Annotated in this window: 14 protein-coding genes; 8 read left to right on the top strand and 6 right to left on the bottom strand. The window is 71.5% G+C overall.

Annotated elements, in window-relative coordinates; genetic code table 11:
• Positions 1-94 precede the first annotated feature (94 nt).
• Positions 95-1,117, top strand: coding sequence for a hypothetical protein (locus tag ACIBG7_RS00495; protein ID WP_397334710.1), 1,023 nt, complete (start codon positions 95-97; stop codon positions 1,115-1,117).
• A complete protein-coding gene (locus ACIBG7_RS00500) occupies positions 1,114-2,040 on the top strand; it encodes an SIS domain-containing protein (protein WP_357918043.1) in 927 nt (308 codons plus the stop codon). The genes ACIBG7_RS00495 and ACIBG7_RS00500 overlap by 4 nt, the downstream gene beginning before the upstream one ends.
• Here the strand turns inward: ACIBG7_RS00500 and ACIBG7_RS00505 are convergent.
• From ACIBG7_RS00505 to ACIBG7_RS00520, 4 genes are all read right to left on the bottom strand, one after another.
• On the bottom strand, positions 2,034-2,585 hold the full coding sequence (locus ACIBG7_RS00505; RefSeq protein WP_357918040.1) for an ATP/GTP-binding protein: 552 nt from the start codon (positions 2,583-2,585) through the stop codon (positions 2,034-2,036). The two genes, ACIBG7_RS00500 and ACIBG7_RS00505, sit on opposite strands and share 7 nt — an antisense overlap.
• A gap of 4 nt (positions 2,586-2,589) precedes the next feature.
• Positions 2,590-2,898 (bottom strand): DUF742 domain-containing protein, encoded by a 309-nt coding sequence (locus ACIBG7_RS00510; RefSeq protein ID WP_397335333.1) that lies wholly within the window; start codon positions 2,896-2,898, stop codon positions 2,590-2,592.
• A gap of 64 nt (positions 2,899-2,962) precedes the next feature.
• Positions 2,963-3,385: a roadblock/LC7 domain-containing protein gene (locus ACIBG7_RS00515; RefSeq protein WP_357918034.1), complete on the bottom strand. Its 423-nt coding sequence runs from the start codon at positions 3,383-3,385 to the stop codon at positions 2,963-2,965.
• Positions 3,382-5,997 carry a nitrate- and nitrite sensing domain-containing protein gene (locus ACIBG7_RS00520; RefSeq protein WP_357918031.1) on the bottom strand — a complete coding sequence of 872 codons (2,616 nt, stop codon included), beginning with the start codon at positions 5,995-5,997 and terminating at the stop codon, positions 3,382-3,384. The genes ACIBG7_RS00515 and ACIBG7_RS00520 overlap by 4 nt, the downstream gene beginning before the upstream one ends.
• Before the next feature lie 292 nt (positions 5,998-6,289).
• Here ACIBG7_RS00520 and ACIBG7_RS00525 point away from each other — a divergent pair, with 292 nt between their 5' ends.
• From ACIBG7_RS00525 to betA, 5 genes are all read left to right on the top strand, one after another.
• Positions 6,290-7,321, top strand: coding sequence for a glycine betaine/L-proline ABC transporter ATP-binding protein (locus ACIBG7_RS00525; protein ID WP_397334711.1), 1,032 nt, complete (start codon positions 6,290-6,292; stop codon positions 7,319-7,321).
• Positions 7,318-9,213 carry an ABC transporter permease gene (locus tag ACIBG7_RS00530; RefSeq protein WP_397334712.1) on the top strand — a complete coding sequence of 632 codons (1,896 nt, stop codon included), beginning with the start codon at positions 7,318-7,320 and terminating at the stop codon, positions 9,211-9,213. The genes ACIBG7_RS00525 and ACIBG7_RS00530 overlap by 4 nt, the downstream gene beginning before the upstream one ends.
• Entirely contained in the window at positions 9,210-10,190 is a 981-nt protein-coding gene (locus ACIBG7_RS00535; protein WP_357918022.1) for an ABC transporter substrate-binding protein, read from the top strand. The genes ACIBG7_RS00530 and ACIBG7_RS00535 overlap by 4 nt, the downstream gene beginning before the upstream one ends.
• Before the next feature lie 84 nt (positions 10,191-10,274).
• The gene (locus ACIBG7_RS00540) at positions 10,275-11,204 is read left to right on the top strand and encodes an ABC transporter substrate-binding protein (protein WP_357918019.1); all 930 of its coding nucleotides are present in this window, start codon (positions 10,275-10,277) and stop codon (positions 11,202-11,204) included.
• Positions 11,201-12,829 carry a choline dehydrogenase gene (gene betA / locus ACIBG7_RS00545; RefSeq protein ID WP_397334713.1) on the top strand — a complete coding sequence of 543 codons (1,629 nt, stop codon included), beginning with the start codon at positions 11,201-11,203 and terminating at the stop codon, positions 12,827-12,829. Before ACIBG7_RS00540 ends, betA begins: the two co-directional genes overlap by 4 nt.
• On the opposite strand, the gene ACIBG7_RS00550 is transcribed toward betA, so the two are convergent.
• Positions 12,826-13,638, bottom strand: a complete 813-nt coding sequence (locus tag ACIBG7_RS00550) for an ABC transporter permease (RefSeq protein WP_357918014.1) — start codon at positions 13,636-13,638, stop codon at positions 12,826-12,828. The genes betA and ACIBG7_RS00550 overlap by 4 nt on opposite strands.
• The gene (locus ACIBG7_RS00555) at positions 13,635-14,669 is read right to left on the bottom strand and encodes an ATP-binding cassette domain-containing protein (RefSeq protein ID WP_397334714.1); all 1,035 of its coding nucleotides are present in this window, start codon (positions 14,667-14,669) and stop codon (positions 13,635-13,637) included. The genes ACIBG7_RS00550 and ACIBG7_RS00555 overlap by 4 nt, the downstream gene beginning before the upstream one ends.
• A 59-nt stretch (positions 14,670-14,728) precedes the next feature.
• Here ACIBG7_RS00555 and ACIBG7_RS00560 point away from each other — a divergent pair, with 59 nt between their 5' ends.
• Positions 14,729-15,496: a TetR/AcrR family transcriptional regulator gene (locus ACIBG7_RS00560; RefSeq protein WP_357918008.1), complete on the top strand. Its 768-nt coding sequence runs from the start codon at positions 14,729-14,731 to the stop codon at positions 15,494-15,496.
• Positions 15,497-15,590 lie beyond the last annotated feature (94 nt).

Below are 15,590 nucleotides of genomic sequence, written 5' to 3' on the forward strand. Positions count from 1 at the left end.
GCGGCGGTTGCTGGCGGTAAGTGAGAATCCGATTACCACAAGAGATCGAGGCCTCACCACCGCGCTACTCGCCGCGCTCGCCTCCGGCGATCCCGTGCCCGCGCCCGTCGCCGTCCGCCGCTACCGACCCCTGCCTGCGCTTTCGTACGGCGAGGCCGTCGAGCGGGCGATCGAGGTCGACCAGACCAATTTCTCAGTCGTGGCGGGAGAGCGGGTCGTCGTCAAGTGGATCATCCCGCCGGCCCCGCTGCCGCACCCCGCACCGGAGGTTCTGGGGCACCTTGTTGAGGCGGGCTTCAACGAGACGGCTCCGCCGTACGCCGCCGTCACGGTGGGTGATCACCTCGTCGCGCTGGTGACCGGCTTCCTGCCGGGGGCTCGGGACGGGTGGGAGTGGTGCGTCGACTTCGCCGAGTCCGGCGAGACCGCCTTCGCGCCCGTGCTCGGCCATCTGGCCGCCGGCCTGCACCTGGCCCTGGCGACCCTGCCCGTGGAGCCCGCCCCCGAGACCCCGCCCGGCGCCCGCCCGCGCCCGCCGGACGACGCGCGGCGGGCCGCGGAGGCGCTGCGCGAGGCGCTGGAGCTGACCGACGGCGACGACGGCGACTGGCTGGCCGGCCGCGCCGAGACGATGCGCCGCGAGCTGGCCGAACTGGAGCATGCGGTCGAGGATCGGCGGATCCGTATCCACGGCGACTTCCACGTCGGCCAGATCCTGCAGTGGGACGGCGGCTACGCGGTGATCGACTTCGACGGCAACCCGACCGTCAGCGAGCCCGGCGCCGCCCGCCAGCCCGCCGCCCGCGACGTCGCCCAGCTCACCACCAGCCTGGAGCACGTCGCCCAGGTCGCGGTGCTGCGCCGGGGCACCCCGCCCGAGGCCGCCGCCACCTGGGCGCGCGAGGCCAGGGAGAAGTTCCTGGCCGCCTACCGCGAGCGGGCCGGCGACCTGCTCGACGAGCGGCTGATCAGACCGTTCGAGGTGGAGCAGGAGTGCCGGGAGCTGATCTACGCCGCCCGGCACCTGCCCCGCTGGCGCTACGCCCCGATGGGCGTGCTGCGCACGTGGTACCCCGACGACCCCGACGACCCCGCCCCTGTGGAGGAGACCCCGTGAAGCCCGACCTGTTCCTCGCCGACCTGGAAGCCAAGCCGGCCGCCCTGGCCGAGCTGGCCGCCACGCTGTCCGGTGAGAACCCCTTCGCGGCGCTGGGCGGCTTCTCCCGCGTGCTGTTCCTCGGCATGGGCAGCTCGCGTTACGCCGCCGGGGTCGCCGCCCGCCGACTGCGGGCGCGTGGCGTGGACGCCTACGCCGAGTACGCCTCGGCCGAGGCGTCCTACCCGCAGAGCCCCGACCTGCTCGTGGTGCCGATCTCGGCCACCGGCGGCTCGCGCGAGACCCTCGACGCGGTCGCCCGGTACGGCGACAGCCACCGCGCGGTCCTCACCAACAACCCCGGCTCCGAGCTGGCCAAGCACGCCGATCTGCTGGTGCCGATGCTGGCCGGCGAGGAGCGGGGTGGGGTCGCCTGCCGTACCTTCCAGCACACGCTGATCCTGCTGCTCGCCCTGGAGGAGCGGCTCACCGGCGCCGACCTGAGGCTGCCCGAGCTGGTCCGCAGGGCCGCCGAGGCGAGCGCCGACCTGCTCGACCGGCGGGCGGAGTGGCTGCCCAAGGCGCTCGAACTGCTCGACGGGCCGCACGGGGTCTACACGATCGCCCCGGCCGAACGGCTGTCGAGCGCGCAGCAGTCGGCCCTGATGGTCCGCGAAGGGCCGCGCCGGCCCGCCGACGCGTGCGAGACCGGCGACTGGGCGCACGTGGACGTCTACCTGACCAAGACGCTCGACTACCGCGCGATCCTCTTCCCCGGTTCGGCCTACGACGAGCAGGCCATGGAGTGGGTACGGCAGCGCGGCTCCACGGTGCTGACGGTCGGCCGCGACATCCGGTACCGGCACGACGACGACCCGCTGGTGGCCCTGCTGACCGAGACGCTCGTCGCCGAGCTGGTCGCGGCCACCTGGTGGAATCAGTAGGGCGCGGCGGAGCGGACGCGGATGGAGTGCTCGACCAGCATGATGAGCGTGCCCTTCACCGCGTCGCGGCGGCGCGCGTCGGTGCGCACGATCGGGATGGACGGCGCGAGGGCCAGGGCCTCCCTGACCTCGGGCTCGCCGTAGGCGAACTGGCCGTCCCAGCCGTTGATGCCGACGATGAACGGCAGCCGCGCTTCCTCGAAGTAGTCGATGGCCGGGAAGCTGTCGGCCAGCCGCCGGGTGTCGACCAGCACCACCGCGCCGATCGCCCCGCGCACCAGGTCGTCCCACATGAACCAGAACCGGTGCTGACCGGGCGTCCCGAACAGGTACAGGATCAGGTCCCGGTCCAGCGAGACCCGCCCGAAGTCCATGGCCACCGTGGTCGTGGACTTCAGCGGCGTCATCGCCAGGTCGTCCACGCCGGCCGAGGCGTCGGTCAGCACGGCCTCGGTGGTCAGCGGCATGATCTCGGAGACCGCGCCGACGAAGGTGGTCTTGCCGACCCCGAACCCGCCGGCTACGACGATCTTGCTTGAGGTCATCGCCTCATAGCCTGCGTAGCCCACTGAGCACCCTTTCCAGGAGGTTCATTTCCGGCGTGCCCATCTGCGGCTGGTAGACCCGCACGAGCCCTTCGGCCTCCATGTCGGAGATCAGCACCCGGGCGACGCCCAGGGGGACGGCCAGCAGCGCCGAGACCTCGGCCACCGAGCGGACCTGGCGGCACAGCTCGCTGATCGCCCGGTACTCGCGCGAGTAGCTGGTGCCGAGCACCGCCGAGGTCGCCGAGGAGACCAGCGCCTCGATGGCCAGCCCGCCGCGGGGCGCGGTCCGGCCCCCGGTGACCGTGTACATGCGCACCAGCGAGCTGCGCTCCTGCTGCGCCCCGTCGTCCCACGATGTCACCGAAGATCTCCCATCACCATGGGCGCGAGGCCGAGAGCTCAGCCCGGACCGCCGGGGTGAGCACCTGGCCGGCCCGTTCGACCAGCACCGTCATCTGGTAGGCCACCAGGCCCATGTCACAGTCCGGGGCGGCCAGCACCGCCAGGCACGACCCGTCGCTGATCGACATGACCAGCAGCAGGCCGCGTTCCATCTCCACCAGCGTCTGGTTGACCACGCCGCCCTCGAAGACGCGGGCCGCGCCCTGCGTCAGGCTGATCAGCCCGGCGCCGATGGCGGCGAGCTGGTCGGCGCGGTCCTTGGGGAAGCCGCGCGAGAAGGCCATCGGCAGGCCGTCGGCGGAGACGACCACCGCGTGCGCCACCCCTGGCACTTCCTCCACGAAGCCCGTGACCAGCCAGTTCACGTCGCGGGCCGCCTGGCTCATGCCTCTCATCGGGGGTCCTCCTCGATCTCCGCGCGGCCCTTCCTGACCCCTTGCTGGAAGGTGGAGAGCCGGTCGCGCAGGTGGTCGGGTGAGACCGGCGGCAGCGGCGCCGGCGGCGGTGCGGGTGTGCCGGGCATCAGGTTCGCCTTGGGGGTACGGCGAGGCAGCCCGGCCTGCGTGGTCCCGGCGGGCAGGCTCGGCCCCGGCGGCCCGGCCGGACTCGCCGGGGGCGGCAGGGCGGGGAGCACGGTGGTGGCGTGCGGGTCGTCCCCCGGCTCGGCGGGCCGGACGAACCAGCTCCCGGGTTCCGGCACGGGGTACGGGTCGGGCTCGGGACCGAGGGGGTAGCCGGGGGCGAGCGGGAAGGCGGACTCGGTGCGCGGCTGGGGCTGGGGCGGCGGCTCCGCCTCGATGCGCTCCAGCGGCCCGGTGTCGGTGCCCACCCCGTCGGTCGGCGCGGGCGTGCGGGTGAACCAGCCGGTGGCCGCCTCGACCCGGTCGAGGGTCTCCACCGAGACGGCGTAGTCGGGCCGCCGCGTCTCGGGCAGGTACGGCTCGGCCAGGCGCAGGTCGGCGGAGGGGTAGTCGAAGGACGGGTGCCCGTTCGGGTAGATCTCGGCCGGCGGCGGCCCGTCGAACCCGGGCGCGGGCCGGGGCGGCGGCGCGGGCTCGGCGACCGCGGTGAGCATGCGGTCGGGCAGCAGGACCATCGCGGTCAGCCCGCCGACGTCCTGCGGCCGGAGCTGGACGCGGATGTCGTGCCGCAGCGCCAGCCGGCCCACCACGAACAGGCCCATCCGGCGGGCGACCGAGACGTCCACCACCGGCGGGTTGGCCAGCCGCCAGTTGGCCTGGGCGAGCTCGTCGGCCGCCATGCCGATGCCGTGGTCGGTGACCGAGACCATCAGCCCGCCGCCGTCGATGCGGTTGCTGGAGACGTAGACCTTGGCGTCGTGCCGGGAGAAGGAGACGGCGTTCTCCACCAGCTCGGCCAGCAGGTGCACGACGTCGTTGACCGCCTGGCCGGCGACGGCGACGTCCGACTGGACCTGCACGCTGACCCGGTCGTAGCTCTCCACCTCGCCGACCGCCGCGCGCACCACGTCGAGCAGCTCGACCGGCTCGGTCCACTTGCGCGCGGTCTCCTGGCCGGCCAGGACCAGGAGGTTCTCGCTGTTGCGCCGCATGCGGGTGGCCAGGTGGTCGAGCTTGAACAGGTCGCCCAGCCGGGTGTCGTCGCGCTCGCCGCGCTCCAGGCGCTCGATCAGCGTGAGCTGCCGCTCGACCAGGGTCTGGGAGCGGCGCGAGAGGTTGACGAACATCGCGTTGACGTTGGCGCGCAGCTTGGCCTCGTCGCCGGCCAGCCGTACCGCCTCGCGGTGCACCTCGTCGAAGGCGCGGGCCACCTCGCCGACCTCGTCCTTGGAGAAGACGCCGATCGGCGGCACCGCGGCGTCGGCCGCGTCCTGGCCCTCGCGCAGCCGCTGCACGACCTCGGGCAGCCGGCGCCCGGCCACCTCCAGGGCCTCCCTGCGCAGCCGGCGCAGCGGTTTGACCAGCGAGCGGGCCACCCCGGTGGTGATCAGTAGGACCGCGACCAGCAGGGCGAGCACGGCGGCGGCGACCACGAAGGCGCGCTGGCTCTCAGTGGCGCTCAGCTCCTCGCTGCGGGCGACGATCCGGGCGGCGTGGTCGGTCTCGATCTTGCGCATGGCCTCGACGACCCGGCCGGAGGCCTCGAACCACTCGCCGACGTCGTCGCGCTTGGTCAGGTCGAGGTCGGTCAGCGGGGCGCCGGCCGCCGCGCGGGTCAGCAGCAGCTCGCGCAGGAACAGCGCGCGGTCGGCGAGGCTGGAGTTGACCGACTCGTCGAAGGCGCGGCGTTCCTCGGCGGTGGCCTCGTCGGCGAAGGCGCGGCGCTCGTCCTGCTCGCGGGAGAGCTCGCCCAGCACCCGCTTGAGCTGTTCCTGCTCGAAGCGGCCGTCCACCATGACCACGGTGAACAAGGCCTGCTGAAGGGAGAGGCTCTCCTTGGCCAGGGCCAGGGCGTGCAGCACGCGGGTCTGCCGGAACAGGGCGTCGTCGTCGCTGCCCTTGCTCACCTCGTCATGCAGCGTGAGCAGGTCGTTGACCACGGTGGTGTAGAGGTCGATCGCCGCGCCGGGCAGCAGGTCGCCCTCGACCGCCTGCTTGCGTACCTCGGCGAGGTCGGTGAGCCGGGAGAGCATCGCCTCTACCTCGTCGGCCGTGCGGCCGGTCAGGTCGCCGCCGAGCTGCGCGGCCAGGGCCCGCACGCGTCCCGCGGCGGAGTCCACCTCGGCGATCTGTTTGGTGACGGCCTCGCGCCCGGTGCGGCGGCCGGTGGCGATGTGCCAGGCGACGCGCGCCCGTTCCGCCTCCAGCTCGTGGGCCAGGCCGCCGACCTCGGCGGTCAGTCTGGCCAGCCGGTTGGTCCCGGCGTACTCCGTGGCCGCTCCGGTCGAGCTCAGCACCTGAACGGCGCCGAGCAGGACGGCCGCGGCCGTGGGCACCAGGATGAGGGCGACCAGGCGGGCGCGGACCCGCCAGTTGCGAAGGCGCCACCTGCTCTCGTCTGCGGCCTGAGACCGACTCTCACCCATCACATAAGTCCTGACATCGGCTGAAAAGCATTTACATACCGCACTACGAGGTTGTCGAGCCACACATTACGCGACAAAACACGAGCTTTGTGGCTGGAGAGCATAAAGGAAGAAAGCCCGGAATACGTTTACTGTCCCCTTTGGGCGTTTGTCGCGTTCCAGTAGGTAACAGTCAGGGTTCCAGGGGCTCACCACCTTGAGGAACTCTCGAATTTGGCCATAAGTTGTGCCCCTACATGCGCCGACCCTTCTGGAGGGAATTGTGGTGGTTGCTCCGGAAACTCCTGGGGGCATGTCAGCCGGCATCACGGTCTCGAACCTGTGGAAGATCTTCGGCCCCCGGGCGGAGCGCGTCATGACCAGCGACGACCGCCACCTCGACCCCGCCGCCCTGCGCGAGCGGACCGGCTGCACCGCGGCCGTCCGCGACGTCAGCTTCGAGGTACGGCCCGGCGAGGTCTTCGTCGTCATGGGCCTGTCCGGCAGCGGCAAGTCCACGCTCGTCCGCTGCCTGACCCGGCTGGTCGAGCCCACCTCCGGCGAGATCTCCATCGGCGGCGAGGACGTCGTGCGCGCCACCCCCGCCGGGCTGCGCGAGCTGCGCCGGCACAAGGTGAGCATGGTCTTCCAGCACTTCGGCCTGCTCCCGCACCGCCGCGTCATCGACAACGTCGCCTACGGCCTGGAGATCCAGGGCACCGCCAAGGCCGCCCGGCACGCCCGCGCCCGGGAGATCCTCACCCTCGTCGGCCTGGACGGGCACGCCGACGCCTACCCCGACCAGCTCTCCGGCGGCATGCAGCAACGCGTCGGCCTGGCCCGCGCGCTGGCGGTCGAGCCGCAGGTGATGCTCTTCGACGAGCCGTTCAGCGCGCTCGACCCGCTGATCCGGCGCGACATGCAGGCCGAGGTCGTCCGGCTGCACCGCGAGGTCGGCAAGACGATGGTCTTCATCACCCACGACCTGGCCGAGGCGCTGAAGCTGGGCGAGCGGATCGCCATCATGCGCGACGGCGCCATCGTGCAGCTCGGCACGCCCGAGCAGCTCGTGGGGGCGCCGGCCGACGACTACGTGGCCGACTTCGTGCGCGACGTGCCGCGCAGCGACGTGCTGTCGCTGCGCTGGATCTGCCGCGAGCCGGACGAGCACGACTCCCTGGACGGGCCCGCGCTGGCCGCCTCCACCGTCATCCGGGAGGCCGTGCCGGTGGCGGCCGCCTCCGCGCTGCCGATCCGGGTGGTGGACGGCGAGCGGCTGGTGGGCGTGGTCGACCGGGTGGACATCCTGGCCTCGCTCGCCGTACCGGAGAAGGTCCCGGCGTGAGCGCGCCCGCGCTCACCGCGCCCGCCGCCCTCCCCCGCTGGGTGGCGCCCGCCGGGCTCACCCTGGTCGCGGTGGGGCTGTACCTGTTGTTCCGCGGCACGGGAACGCTCCCGCACGACGACGACGCGGCGCAGTTCACCGCGATCACCGAGCTGCGCGAGTGGGTGGACACCCACAAGAACGACAGCCCGCTCTTCCTCTACTTCGTGAACTACATCCGGCTCGTCGTCGGCTCGCTCTTCGTGGCCCTGCAGACCGGGCTGCACGCGCTGGGCTGGCCGGGGCTGATCGGCGCGGCCGGCGCGCTCGGCTGGCTGGCCGGCGGCTGGCGGATCGGACTGCTGGCGGTGACCGGGTTCGCCGCGCTCGGCGTGCTCGGCGTCTGGGAGCTGAGCGTCGACACGCTCGCCCTGGTCGGCGCGGCGGTGCTGCTGTCGCTGGCGATCGGGCTGCCGCTGGGCGTCTGGGCTGGGCGCTCGCCGCGGCTGCGCCGGGCCATCGCGCCGGTGCTCGACTTCATGCAGATCATGCCGACCTTCGCCTACCTGGCGCCGATGGTGCTGTTCTTCCAGATCGGCGCCCCGGCCGGGGTCATGGCGACGCTGATCTACTCGATCCCGCCGGCGATCCGCATCACGGCGCTGGCCATCGAGCAGGTCTCGCCCTCGGCGGTGGAGGCCTCGGCCTCGCTGGGCGCGACCGGTTGGCAGACGTTGCGCAAGGTCTACCTGCCGCTGGCGCGCGGCACCATCGGGCTGGCGATCAACCAGACCATCATGATGGCGCTGTCGATGGTGGTCATCGCCAACCTGATCTCCGCGCCCGGCCTGGGCTCCGACGTCATCAAGGGCCTGTCCCGGGAGAACGTCGGCATCATGCTCCCCGCGGGGCTGGCCATCGTGATCATGGGCATCGTGCTCGACCGCGCCACCATGGCCGCCGCCCGCGAGCGGTTCAGGCCCGGCCGGCTGATCGGCGCCACGCTGCTGATGGTCGCCGGTCTCGTGCTCAGCCGGACGCTGCCGGCCGAGTGGCCGTGGGTGCTGAAGACGGCCGCGCCGGTCAACGCCTTCGTGGACTGGATGGAGTCGAGCTGGTTCGCCGCCACCGACGCGATCAAGGACGCGGTCAGCTACGGCCTGCTCAACCCGCTGGAGGGGGTGCTGACCTCGGCCCCGTGGTGGCTGGTCGCCGCCCTGCTGGCCGGGCTCGCCTGGCGGGTCGGCGGGGTACGGCCGGCCGTCACCACGCTGGTCTGCGTGGCCGCGCTCATCGGCCTGGCGTTGTGGGAGCACAGCATGGTCACCCTGGCGATGGTCATCGTCGCCGTGGCCGTGACCCTCGTGGCCGGCGTGCTGCTCGGCATCGCGGCGGCCCGCTCGCCCCGCTACTCGGCGTTCCAGCGCCCGCTGCTGGACGCCGCCCAGACCCTGCCCGCCTTCGTCTACCTGCTCCCCGCGCTGGCGCTGTTCGGCGCCACCCGGTTCACCGCGATCTTCGCTTCGGTGATCTACGCGGTGCCGCCCGTGGTGCGGCTGGTGGAGGAGGGCATCCGCGGCGTGCCACCGACCGTGGTCGAAGCCGCGGCCTCCGCCGGATCCACACCAGGCCAGCTCCTGTGGAAGGTCCAGCTCCCCATGGCGCGCAAGGCCATCCTCCTCGCCGCCAACCAGGGCATCGTGATGACCCTCGCGATGGTCGTGCTCGGTGCGCTCGTCGGCGGCGGCGCGCTCGGCTACGACGTGGTCTCCGGCTTCTCCCAGCGCACGGACTTCGGCATGGGCTTCGCCGCCGGCCTGGCCATCGTGCTGCTCGGCATCATGCTCGACCGGATCACCCAGGGCGCCGACCGGCGCCCCCCTCTTCACAGCAAAAGGATGAGTCGGAAATGAAGATACGCCTGCTCGCAGGCATCCTGACCTTAGGAATGGCGCTCGCCGGCTGCGGCGGGGCCAAGGTCCAGGACACGCCGGGCGCCGCGGCCAGCCCGCAGCCGTCGGCCAGCGCCACGCCGGAGACCTCCGCCGGCGGCACCGTCAAGATCGCGATCAATCCCTGGGTCGGCTACGAGGCCAGCGCCAACGTGGTGGCCTACCTGCTGAAGAACGAGCTCGGCTACACCGTCGAGCTGCCCGAGATCAAGGAGCAGCTCGCCTGGGAGGGCTTCGAGACCGGCGACGTGGACGTCATCATCGAGAACTGGGGTCACCCCGACCTGAAGAAGAAGTTCATCGAGGAGAAGGGCGTCGCGGTCGAGGCCGGCTCGACCGGCAACAAGGGCGTCATCGGCTGGTACGTGCCCAAGTGGATGGCCGACAAGTACCCCGACATCACCGACTGGAAGAACCTCAACAAGTACGCCGAGCTCTTCAAGACCTCGGAGTCGGGCGACAAGGGCGCCCTGCTGTTCGGCGACCCCTCCTACGTGAGCAACGAGGAGGCGATCATCAAGAACCTCAAGCTGAACTACAAGGTCGTCACCGGCGGCTCCGAGGCGGCGCTGATCAAGGGCGCGCAGACCGCGCAGGAGCAGAAGAAGCCACTGCTGTTCTACTTCTGGGACCCGCACTGGCTGTTCAGCAAGACCGAGCTGGTCCGCGTCAACCTGCCTCCGTACACCGAGGGCTGCGACGCCGACCCGAAGAAGGTGGCCTGCGACTACGCCGAGCTCGACCTCGACAAGATCGTGAGCAAGAAGTTCGCCGACACCGGAGGCAAGGCCTACCAGCTCGTCAAGAACTTCAGCTGGACCAACGAGGACCAGAACCAGGTGTCCATGGACATCAACGACGGCATGGAGCCCGAGGAGGCCGCCAAGAAGTGGATCGAGGCCAACACCGCCAAGTGGCAGGCCTGGATCCCGAGCTGACCCCGGCGCTCCCCCGCTGACCCGGAGATCCCCAGCCGCGGCCCCCTGCATCGTGGGGGCCGCGGCATCCTACGGAGAACCCCAATGACCAGAAGCAAGCTGCTCGCCGTGCCCCTGGCCCTCCTCCTGGTGGCCTGTTCCGCCGAGGAGCCCGCGCCCCGGGCGGGGTCGGCCGGGCGGGTGCGGATCGACCTGCACGACTGGGCCGGCTACCGGGCGACCGCCGCCGTCCTGGCCCACCTGCTCCGGAAGGAGCTCGGCTACGAGGTGTCCTTCCGGGAGTCGGCCGAGAAGGACTCCTGGGCCCGCTTCGAGAGCGGCGAGGTGGACGTGATCGTCGAGAACTGGGGGCACGAGGATCTCAAGAAGGAGTACATCGACCGCAAGAAGGTGGCGCTCTCCGCCGGGCTGAACGGCAACAAGGGCGTTATCGGGTGGTACATCCCGCAATGGATGGCCGGCGCCTATCCCGGAATTTCGGACTGGCGCAATCTCAACAAGCATGCGAACCTTTTCCGGACGGCTAAATCCGGAAATTTCGGTCAGGTGCTTGATGGCGACCCCAGTTTCGTGACCAACGACGAGAGCATCGTCAAGAATCTCGACCTGAATTACCGGGTCGTCTACTCCGGCAGCGAGGACGCGCTCATCAAAGCCGCCCTCGACGCCACCAAGAACCGCAAACCGCTGCTCATGTACTTCTACGAACCGCAGTGGCTGTTCACCAAGGTCAAGCTGGTGAAGGTCAACCTGCCGCCCTACGCCATCGGCTGCGACGCCGACGCGGCCAAGGTCGCCTGCGACTACCCGCCCTACCTGCTGGACAAGATCGTCAGCACCCGCTTCGCCCGCGAGGGCGGCAAGGCCTACGAGCTGGTCCGCAACTTCACCTGGAGCAACGACCACCAGAACGCGGTCGCCGGGGACATCGTGGCCGGCCTGACCCCCGAGCAGGCGGCCGAGAAGTGGGTCGAAGAGAACAAGATCGTGTGGAAGGACTGGATGCCCCGGTGACGCGGACGTGGGACTTCATCATCGTCGGCGGCGGCTCGGCCGGCTGCGCGCTGGCCAACCGGCTCAGCGCCGACCCCGGCGCCTCCGTCCTCCTCCTGGAGGCCGGGCGGCCCGACTACCGGTGGGACGTCTTCATCCACATGCCGGCGGCGTTGATGTTCCCCATCGGCAGCCGCTTCTACGACTGGAAGTACGAGTCGGAGCCGGAGCCGCACATGGGCGGGCGCCGGATCTACCACGCGCGCGGCAAGGTGCTGGGCGGCTCCAGCAGCATCAACGGCATGATCTTCCAGCGCGGCAACCCGCTAGACTACGAGCGCTGGGCGGCCGACCCCGGCATGAAGAGCTGGGACTACGCGCACTGCCTGCCGTACTTCAGGCGGATGGAGAACTGCCTGGCCGACCCCGACTCGCCCTACCGCGGGTCGCGAGGGCCGCTGAAGCTGGAGCGCGGGCCCGCGCGTGGCCCGCTGTTCGAGGCCTTCTTCCAGGCGGTACGGCAGGCCGGCCACGAGCTGACCGACGACGTGAACGGCTACCGGCAGGAAGGCTTCGCCGCCTTCGACCGCAACCTGCACCGGGGCCGGCGGCTCAGCGCGGCCCGCGCCTACCTGCACCCGGTGCGCCGGCGCCCGAATCTGACGGTGCGGACCCGCGCGCTGGTGTCGAAGGTGCTGTTCGAGGGCGAGCGCGCGGTCGGCGTCGAGGTCAACGGGGCCGCCGTGCGCGGCAGGGAGATCATCCTGTGCGGCGGCGCGATCAACTCGCCGCAGCTCCTGCAGGTCTCCGGCATCGGGCCGCGGGCGGTGCTGGAGGCGGCGGGCGTCAAGGTGCGGCACGACCTGCCCGGCGTCGGCGAGCACCTCCAGGACCACCTGGAGGTCTACGTGCAGCACGCCTGCCTGAAGCCGGTCTCCCAGCAGCCGTCGCTGGCGATGTGGCGGCGGCCGTTCATCGGGGCCGACTGGCTCTTCCTGCGCCGGGGGCCCGGCGCGACCAACCACTTCGAGGCGGGCGGCTTCCTGCGCTCCAACGACGAGGTGGCCTACCCCAACCTGATGATCCACTTCCTGCCGATCGCGGTGCGCTACGACGGGTCGGCCCCGGCGGGCGGGCACGGCTACCAACTGCACATCGGGCCGATGTACTCCGACGCCCGCGGCTCGGTGCGGATCACCTCGGGCGACATCGCGGTCAAGCCGGCGCTGCGGTTCAACTACCTGTCCACCGACCAGGACCGGCGCGAGTGGGTCGAGGCGATCCGGCACGCCCGGGCCATCCTCTCCCAGCCGGCCTGGGCGGAGCTGAACGGCGGCGAGCTCTCCCCCGGCCCGGGCGTCGAGACCGACGAGGAGATCCTCGACTGGGTGCGCCGCGACGGCGAGACCGCGCTGCACCCCTCCTGCAGCAACCGCATGGGCCTGGACGAGCTGTCGGTGCTCGACCCGGAGACCATGCGGGTGCACGGGCTGGAGGGGTTACGCGTGGTCGACGCCTCGGCCATGCCGTACGTCACCAACGGCAACATCTACGCGCCGGTGATGATGCTGGCGGAGAAGGCGGCCGACCTGATCCTCGGCAACACGCCGCTGCCGGCCGAGCCGATCGACTTCTACCGCCGCTAGCGGCCCAGCCGGCGGTAGGCGCGGACCGACAGCGGGAAGAAGACCGCGAGCAGGACCAGCGGCCAGATCACCGCCATGAGCACCGAGTGCTGGGCCACCCACGAGTCGCCGCCCCAGGTGGGGTTGCCGAACAGCTCGCGGACCGCGCCGACGGTGGCCGACAGCGGGTTCCACTCGGCGATCGCGCCCAGCCAGCCCGGCATGCTGGACGGCGCGACAAAGGCGTTGGACAGGAAGCCCACCGGGAACTCCAGCGCCTGCGCGGCGGCCACCGCGCCGGGGTCGCGGGTGAGCAGGCCGAGGTAGATGCCGGCCCAGATGAGCGCGAACCGCAGCAGGAGCAGCAGGGCCACCGCGGCGAGCGCGCCGGCCGGGCCGCCGGTGGGCCGCCAGCCGACGGCCAGGCCGCAGCCGAGCATGAGGGCGAGCAGCACGGTGGAGTGGATCAGGTCGGCGATGCTGCGGCCGAGCAGCACGGCCGACTGGGCCATCGGCATCGAGCGGAAGCGGTCGGTGACGCCTCGGGAGGCGTCGGTGGTGACCTGGACCATCGTGGCGCTCAGGCCGAAGAGCATCGTCATGCCGTACATGCCGGGCATGAGGAAGTCGAAGTAGTTCGCGCCGGGTGGCACGGCCACGGCGCCGCCGAAGAGGTAGCCGAAGACGAGGGTGATCAGGACCGGGAAGACCAGGCCGAAGACGGCTCCGGCGGGCTGGGCGGCCCAGTGGAGCAGGTCGCGCCGGGCGACGGTCCACCCGTCGGCCAGCGCCCAGCCGAGCCGCGAACCGGTCAGCGGGACGGCACTCATCGGACATCCTCCTTCTCCACCGGACCCGGGCTCTCGGCGCGGGCTTCGGTGCGGGGGTCGGCGGGGGTTCCGGCGGGGGTTTCGGTGCTGGGGTTGGACGGGGTTTCGGTGCTGGGGTGGGTCGGGTTTTCGGTCAGGTCGAGGAAGACCTCGTCCAGGGTGGGTCGGCGGACCGCCAGGTCCTCGATCGCCAGCCCGTCCAGGGCGGTCACCGCGGCGGCGAGGGCGGCCATCCGGTCGCGCACCGGCACGCTGACGTGCCGGGTGTCGGGATCGGTCTCGGGTTCGCCGCTGCCGATCCCGGCCAGCAGCCCGGCGACCCGGGGCAGGTCGGCCACGTCACGGACCACCACGTCCAGGCGGTCGCCGCCGAGCCGGGCCTTGAGCTCGGCCGAGGTGCCCTCGGCCACCACCCGGCCGGCGTCGAGCACCACGATCCGGTCGGCGAGCTGGTCGGCCTCCTCCAGGTACTGGGTGGTCAGCAGCACGGTCGCGCCGAGCCCGCGTACGGCGGCCCAGACCTCGGCGCGGCTGCGCGGGTCGAGGCCGGTGGTGGGCTCGTCGAGGAAGAGCACGGGCGGCGAGAGGATCATGCCGGCCGCCAGGTCGAGGCGGCGCCGCATGCCGCCCGAGTAGTCCTTGACCGGCTTGCCGCCGGTCTCGGCCAGGCCGAAACGTTCGAGCAGCTCGTCGGCCCTGGCCCGGGCGCGGCGGGCGCCGAGGTGGTACAGGCGGCCGAACATCTCCAGGTTGCGCCGGCCGCTGAGGATCTCGTCCAGGGCGGCGTGCTGGCCGACCAGGCCGATGCTCCGCCGTACCTCGGCGGGGTGGGTGGCCACGTCGAAGCCGGCGACGCTGGCGCGGCCGGCGTCGAAGCCCAGCAGGGTGGTCAGGATGCGGACCGCGGTGGTCTTGCCGGCGCCGTTGGGGCCGAGCAGGCCGCAGACGGTGCCGGGGCGGACCTCCAGGTCGAAGCCGGCCAGGGCGGCCTTGCCCCGGTAGCTCTTGTGTACCTTCTCGGCGACTATCATACGCTGTACCGTACGCTATACGGTTCAAGAAAAGCAAGCGTACGTTGTACCGTACGGATATGACGATCGAGTACTCGGGCAAGGGCGACCCCGCCCGCTCCCTCGCGCTGCTCTGGCGCACCAGCGAGAAGCCGAGCCGCAAGGGCAAGCCGGAACTGAACGTCGACCGCATCGTGCGCGCCGCCATCACGGTGGCCGACGAGGAGGGCCTGCCGGCGCTGTCCATGCGCCGGGTGGCCGAGCAGCTCGGCGTGGGCACGATGTCGCTCTACACCTACGTCCCCGGCAAGCCGGAACTGCTCGACGTCATGCTCGACACGGTGTACGGCGAGACCGACCGCAGCGAGGAGTTCGACGGCTGGCGGGCCCGGCTCGCCCACATCGCCCGCGAGAACTGGGCGCTCTACCTGCGCCACCCGTGGCTGCTCCAGGTGGCCAGCAACCGGCCGGTGCTCGGCCCCAACCTGACCGCCAAGTACGACTACGAGCTGCGCGCCATCGACGGCATCGGCCTGAGCGACGTCGAGATGGACGCGGTACTCACGCTGATCACCGACTTCGTGCACGGCACGGCGCGCGGCGCGGTGGCCGCGGCCCAGGCGGAGAAGTCCACCGGCGTCACCGACCAGCAGTGGTGGACCGCGCACGCGCCCTTCCTGAGCCGGATCGCCGACTACACCCAGTACCCCGTCGCCTCCCGGGTCGGCCAGGCGGCGGGCGAGGCGCACCAGTCCGCCTACGACCCTGCGTTCGCCTTCGACTTCGGGCTGGAGCGGATCCTGGACGGCGTCCAGTTCATGATCGAACGGAAGATGACGATCACCTGAATCCTCCGTAGGTGATCTTTCACCCGGTAAGCCCAAAAACCTACGATCACGGCGCAATTCACCGCACTCGTGATCGGAGAACCCCGTGGTTCCT

It is taken from the genome of Nonomuraea sp. NPDC050328 (assembly GCF_044459405.1).
Classification (GTDB): Bacteria; Actinomycetota; Actinomycetes; order Streptosporangiales; family Streptosporangiaceae; genus Nonomuraea.

What these genes read in the sequence shown, in the direction of transcription:
- ACIBG7_RS00505 (WP_357918040.1), bottom strand. Translation starts at nt 2,585, where the DNA reads ATGACCTCAAGCAAGATCGTCGTAGCCGGCGGGTTCGGGGTCGGCAAG.
- ACIBG7_RS00510 (WP_397335333.1), bottom strand. Translation starts at nt 2,898, where the DNA reads ATGTACACGGTCACCGGGGGCCGGACCGCGCCCCGCGGCGGGCTGGCC.
- ACIBG7_RS00515 (WP_357918034.1), bottom strand. Translation starts at nt 3,385, where the DNA reads ATGAGAGGCATGAGCCAGGCGGCCCGCGACGTGAACTGGCTGGTCACG.
- ACIBG7_RS00520 (WP_357918031.1), bottom strand. Translation starts at nt 5,997, where the DNA reads ATGGGTGAGAGTCGGTCTCAGGCCGCAGACGAGAGCAGGTGGCGCCTT.
- ACIBG7_RS00525 (WP_397334711.1), top strand. Translation starts at nt 6,290, where the DNA reads ATGTCAGCCGGCATCACGGTCTCGAACCTGTGGAAGATCTTCGGCCCC.
- ACIBG7_RS00535 (WP_357918022.1), top strand. Translation starts at nt 9,210, where the DNA reads ATGAAGATACGCCTGCTCGCAGGCATCCTGACCTTAGGAATGGCGCTC.
- ACIBG7_RS00540 (WP_357918019.1), top strand. Translation starts at nt 10,275, where the DNA reads ATGACCAGAAGCAAGCTGCTCGCCGTGCCCCTGGCCCTCCTCCTGGTG.
- ACIBG7_RS00550 (WP_357918014.1), bottom strand. Translation starts at nt 13,638, where the DNA reads ATGAGTGCCGTCCCGCTGACCGGTTCGCGGCTCGGCTGGGCGCTGGCC.
- ACIBG7_RS00555 (WP_397334714.1), bottom strand. Translation starts at nt 14,669, where the DNA reads ATGATAGTCGCCGAGAAGGTACACAAGAGCTACCGGGGCAAGGCCGCC.
- ACIBG7_RS00560 (WP_357918008.1), top strand. Translation starts at nt 14,729, where the DNA reads ATGACGATCGAGTACTCGGGCAAGGGCGACCCCGCCCGCTCCCTCGCG.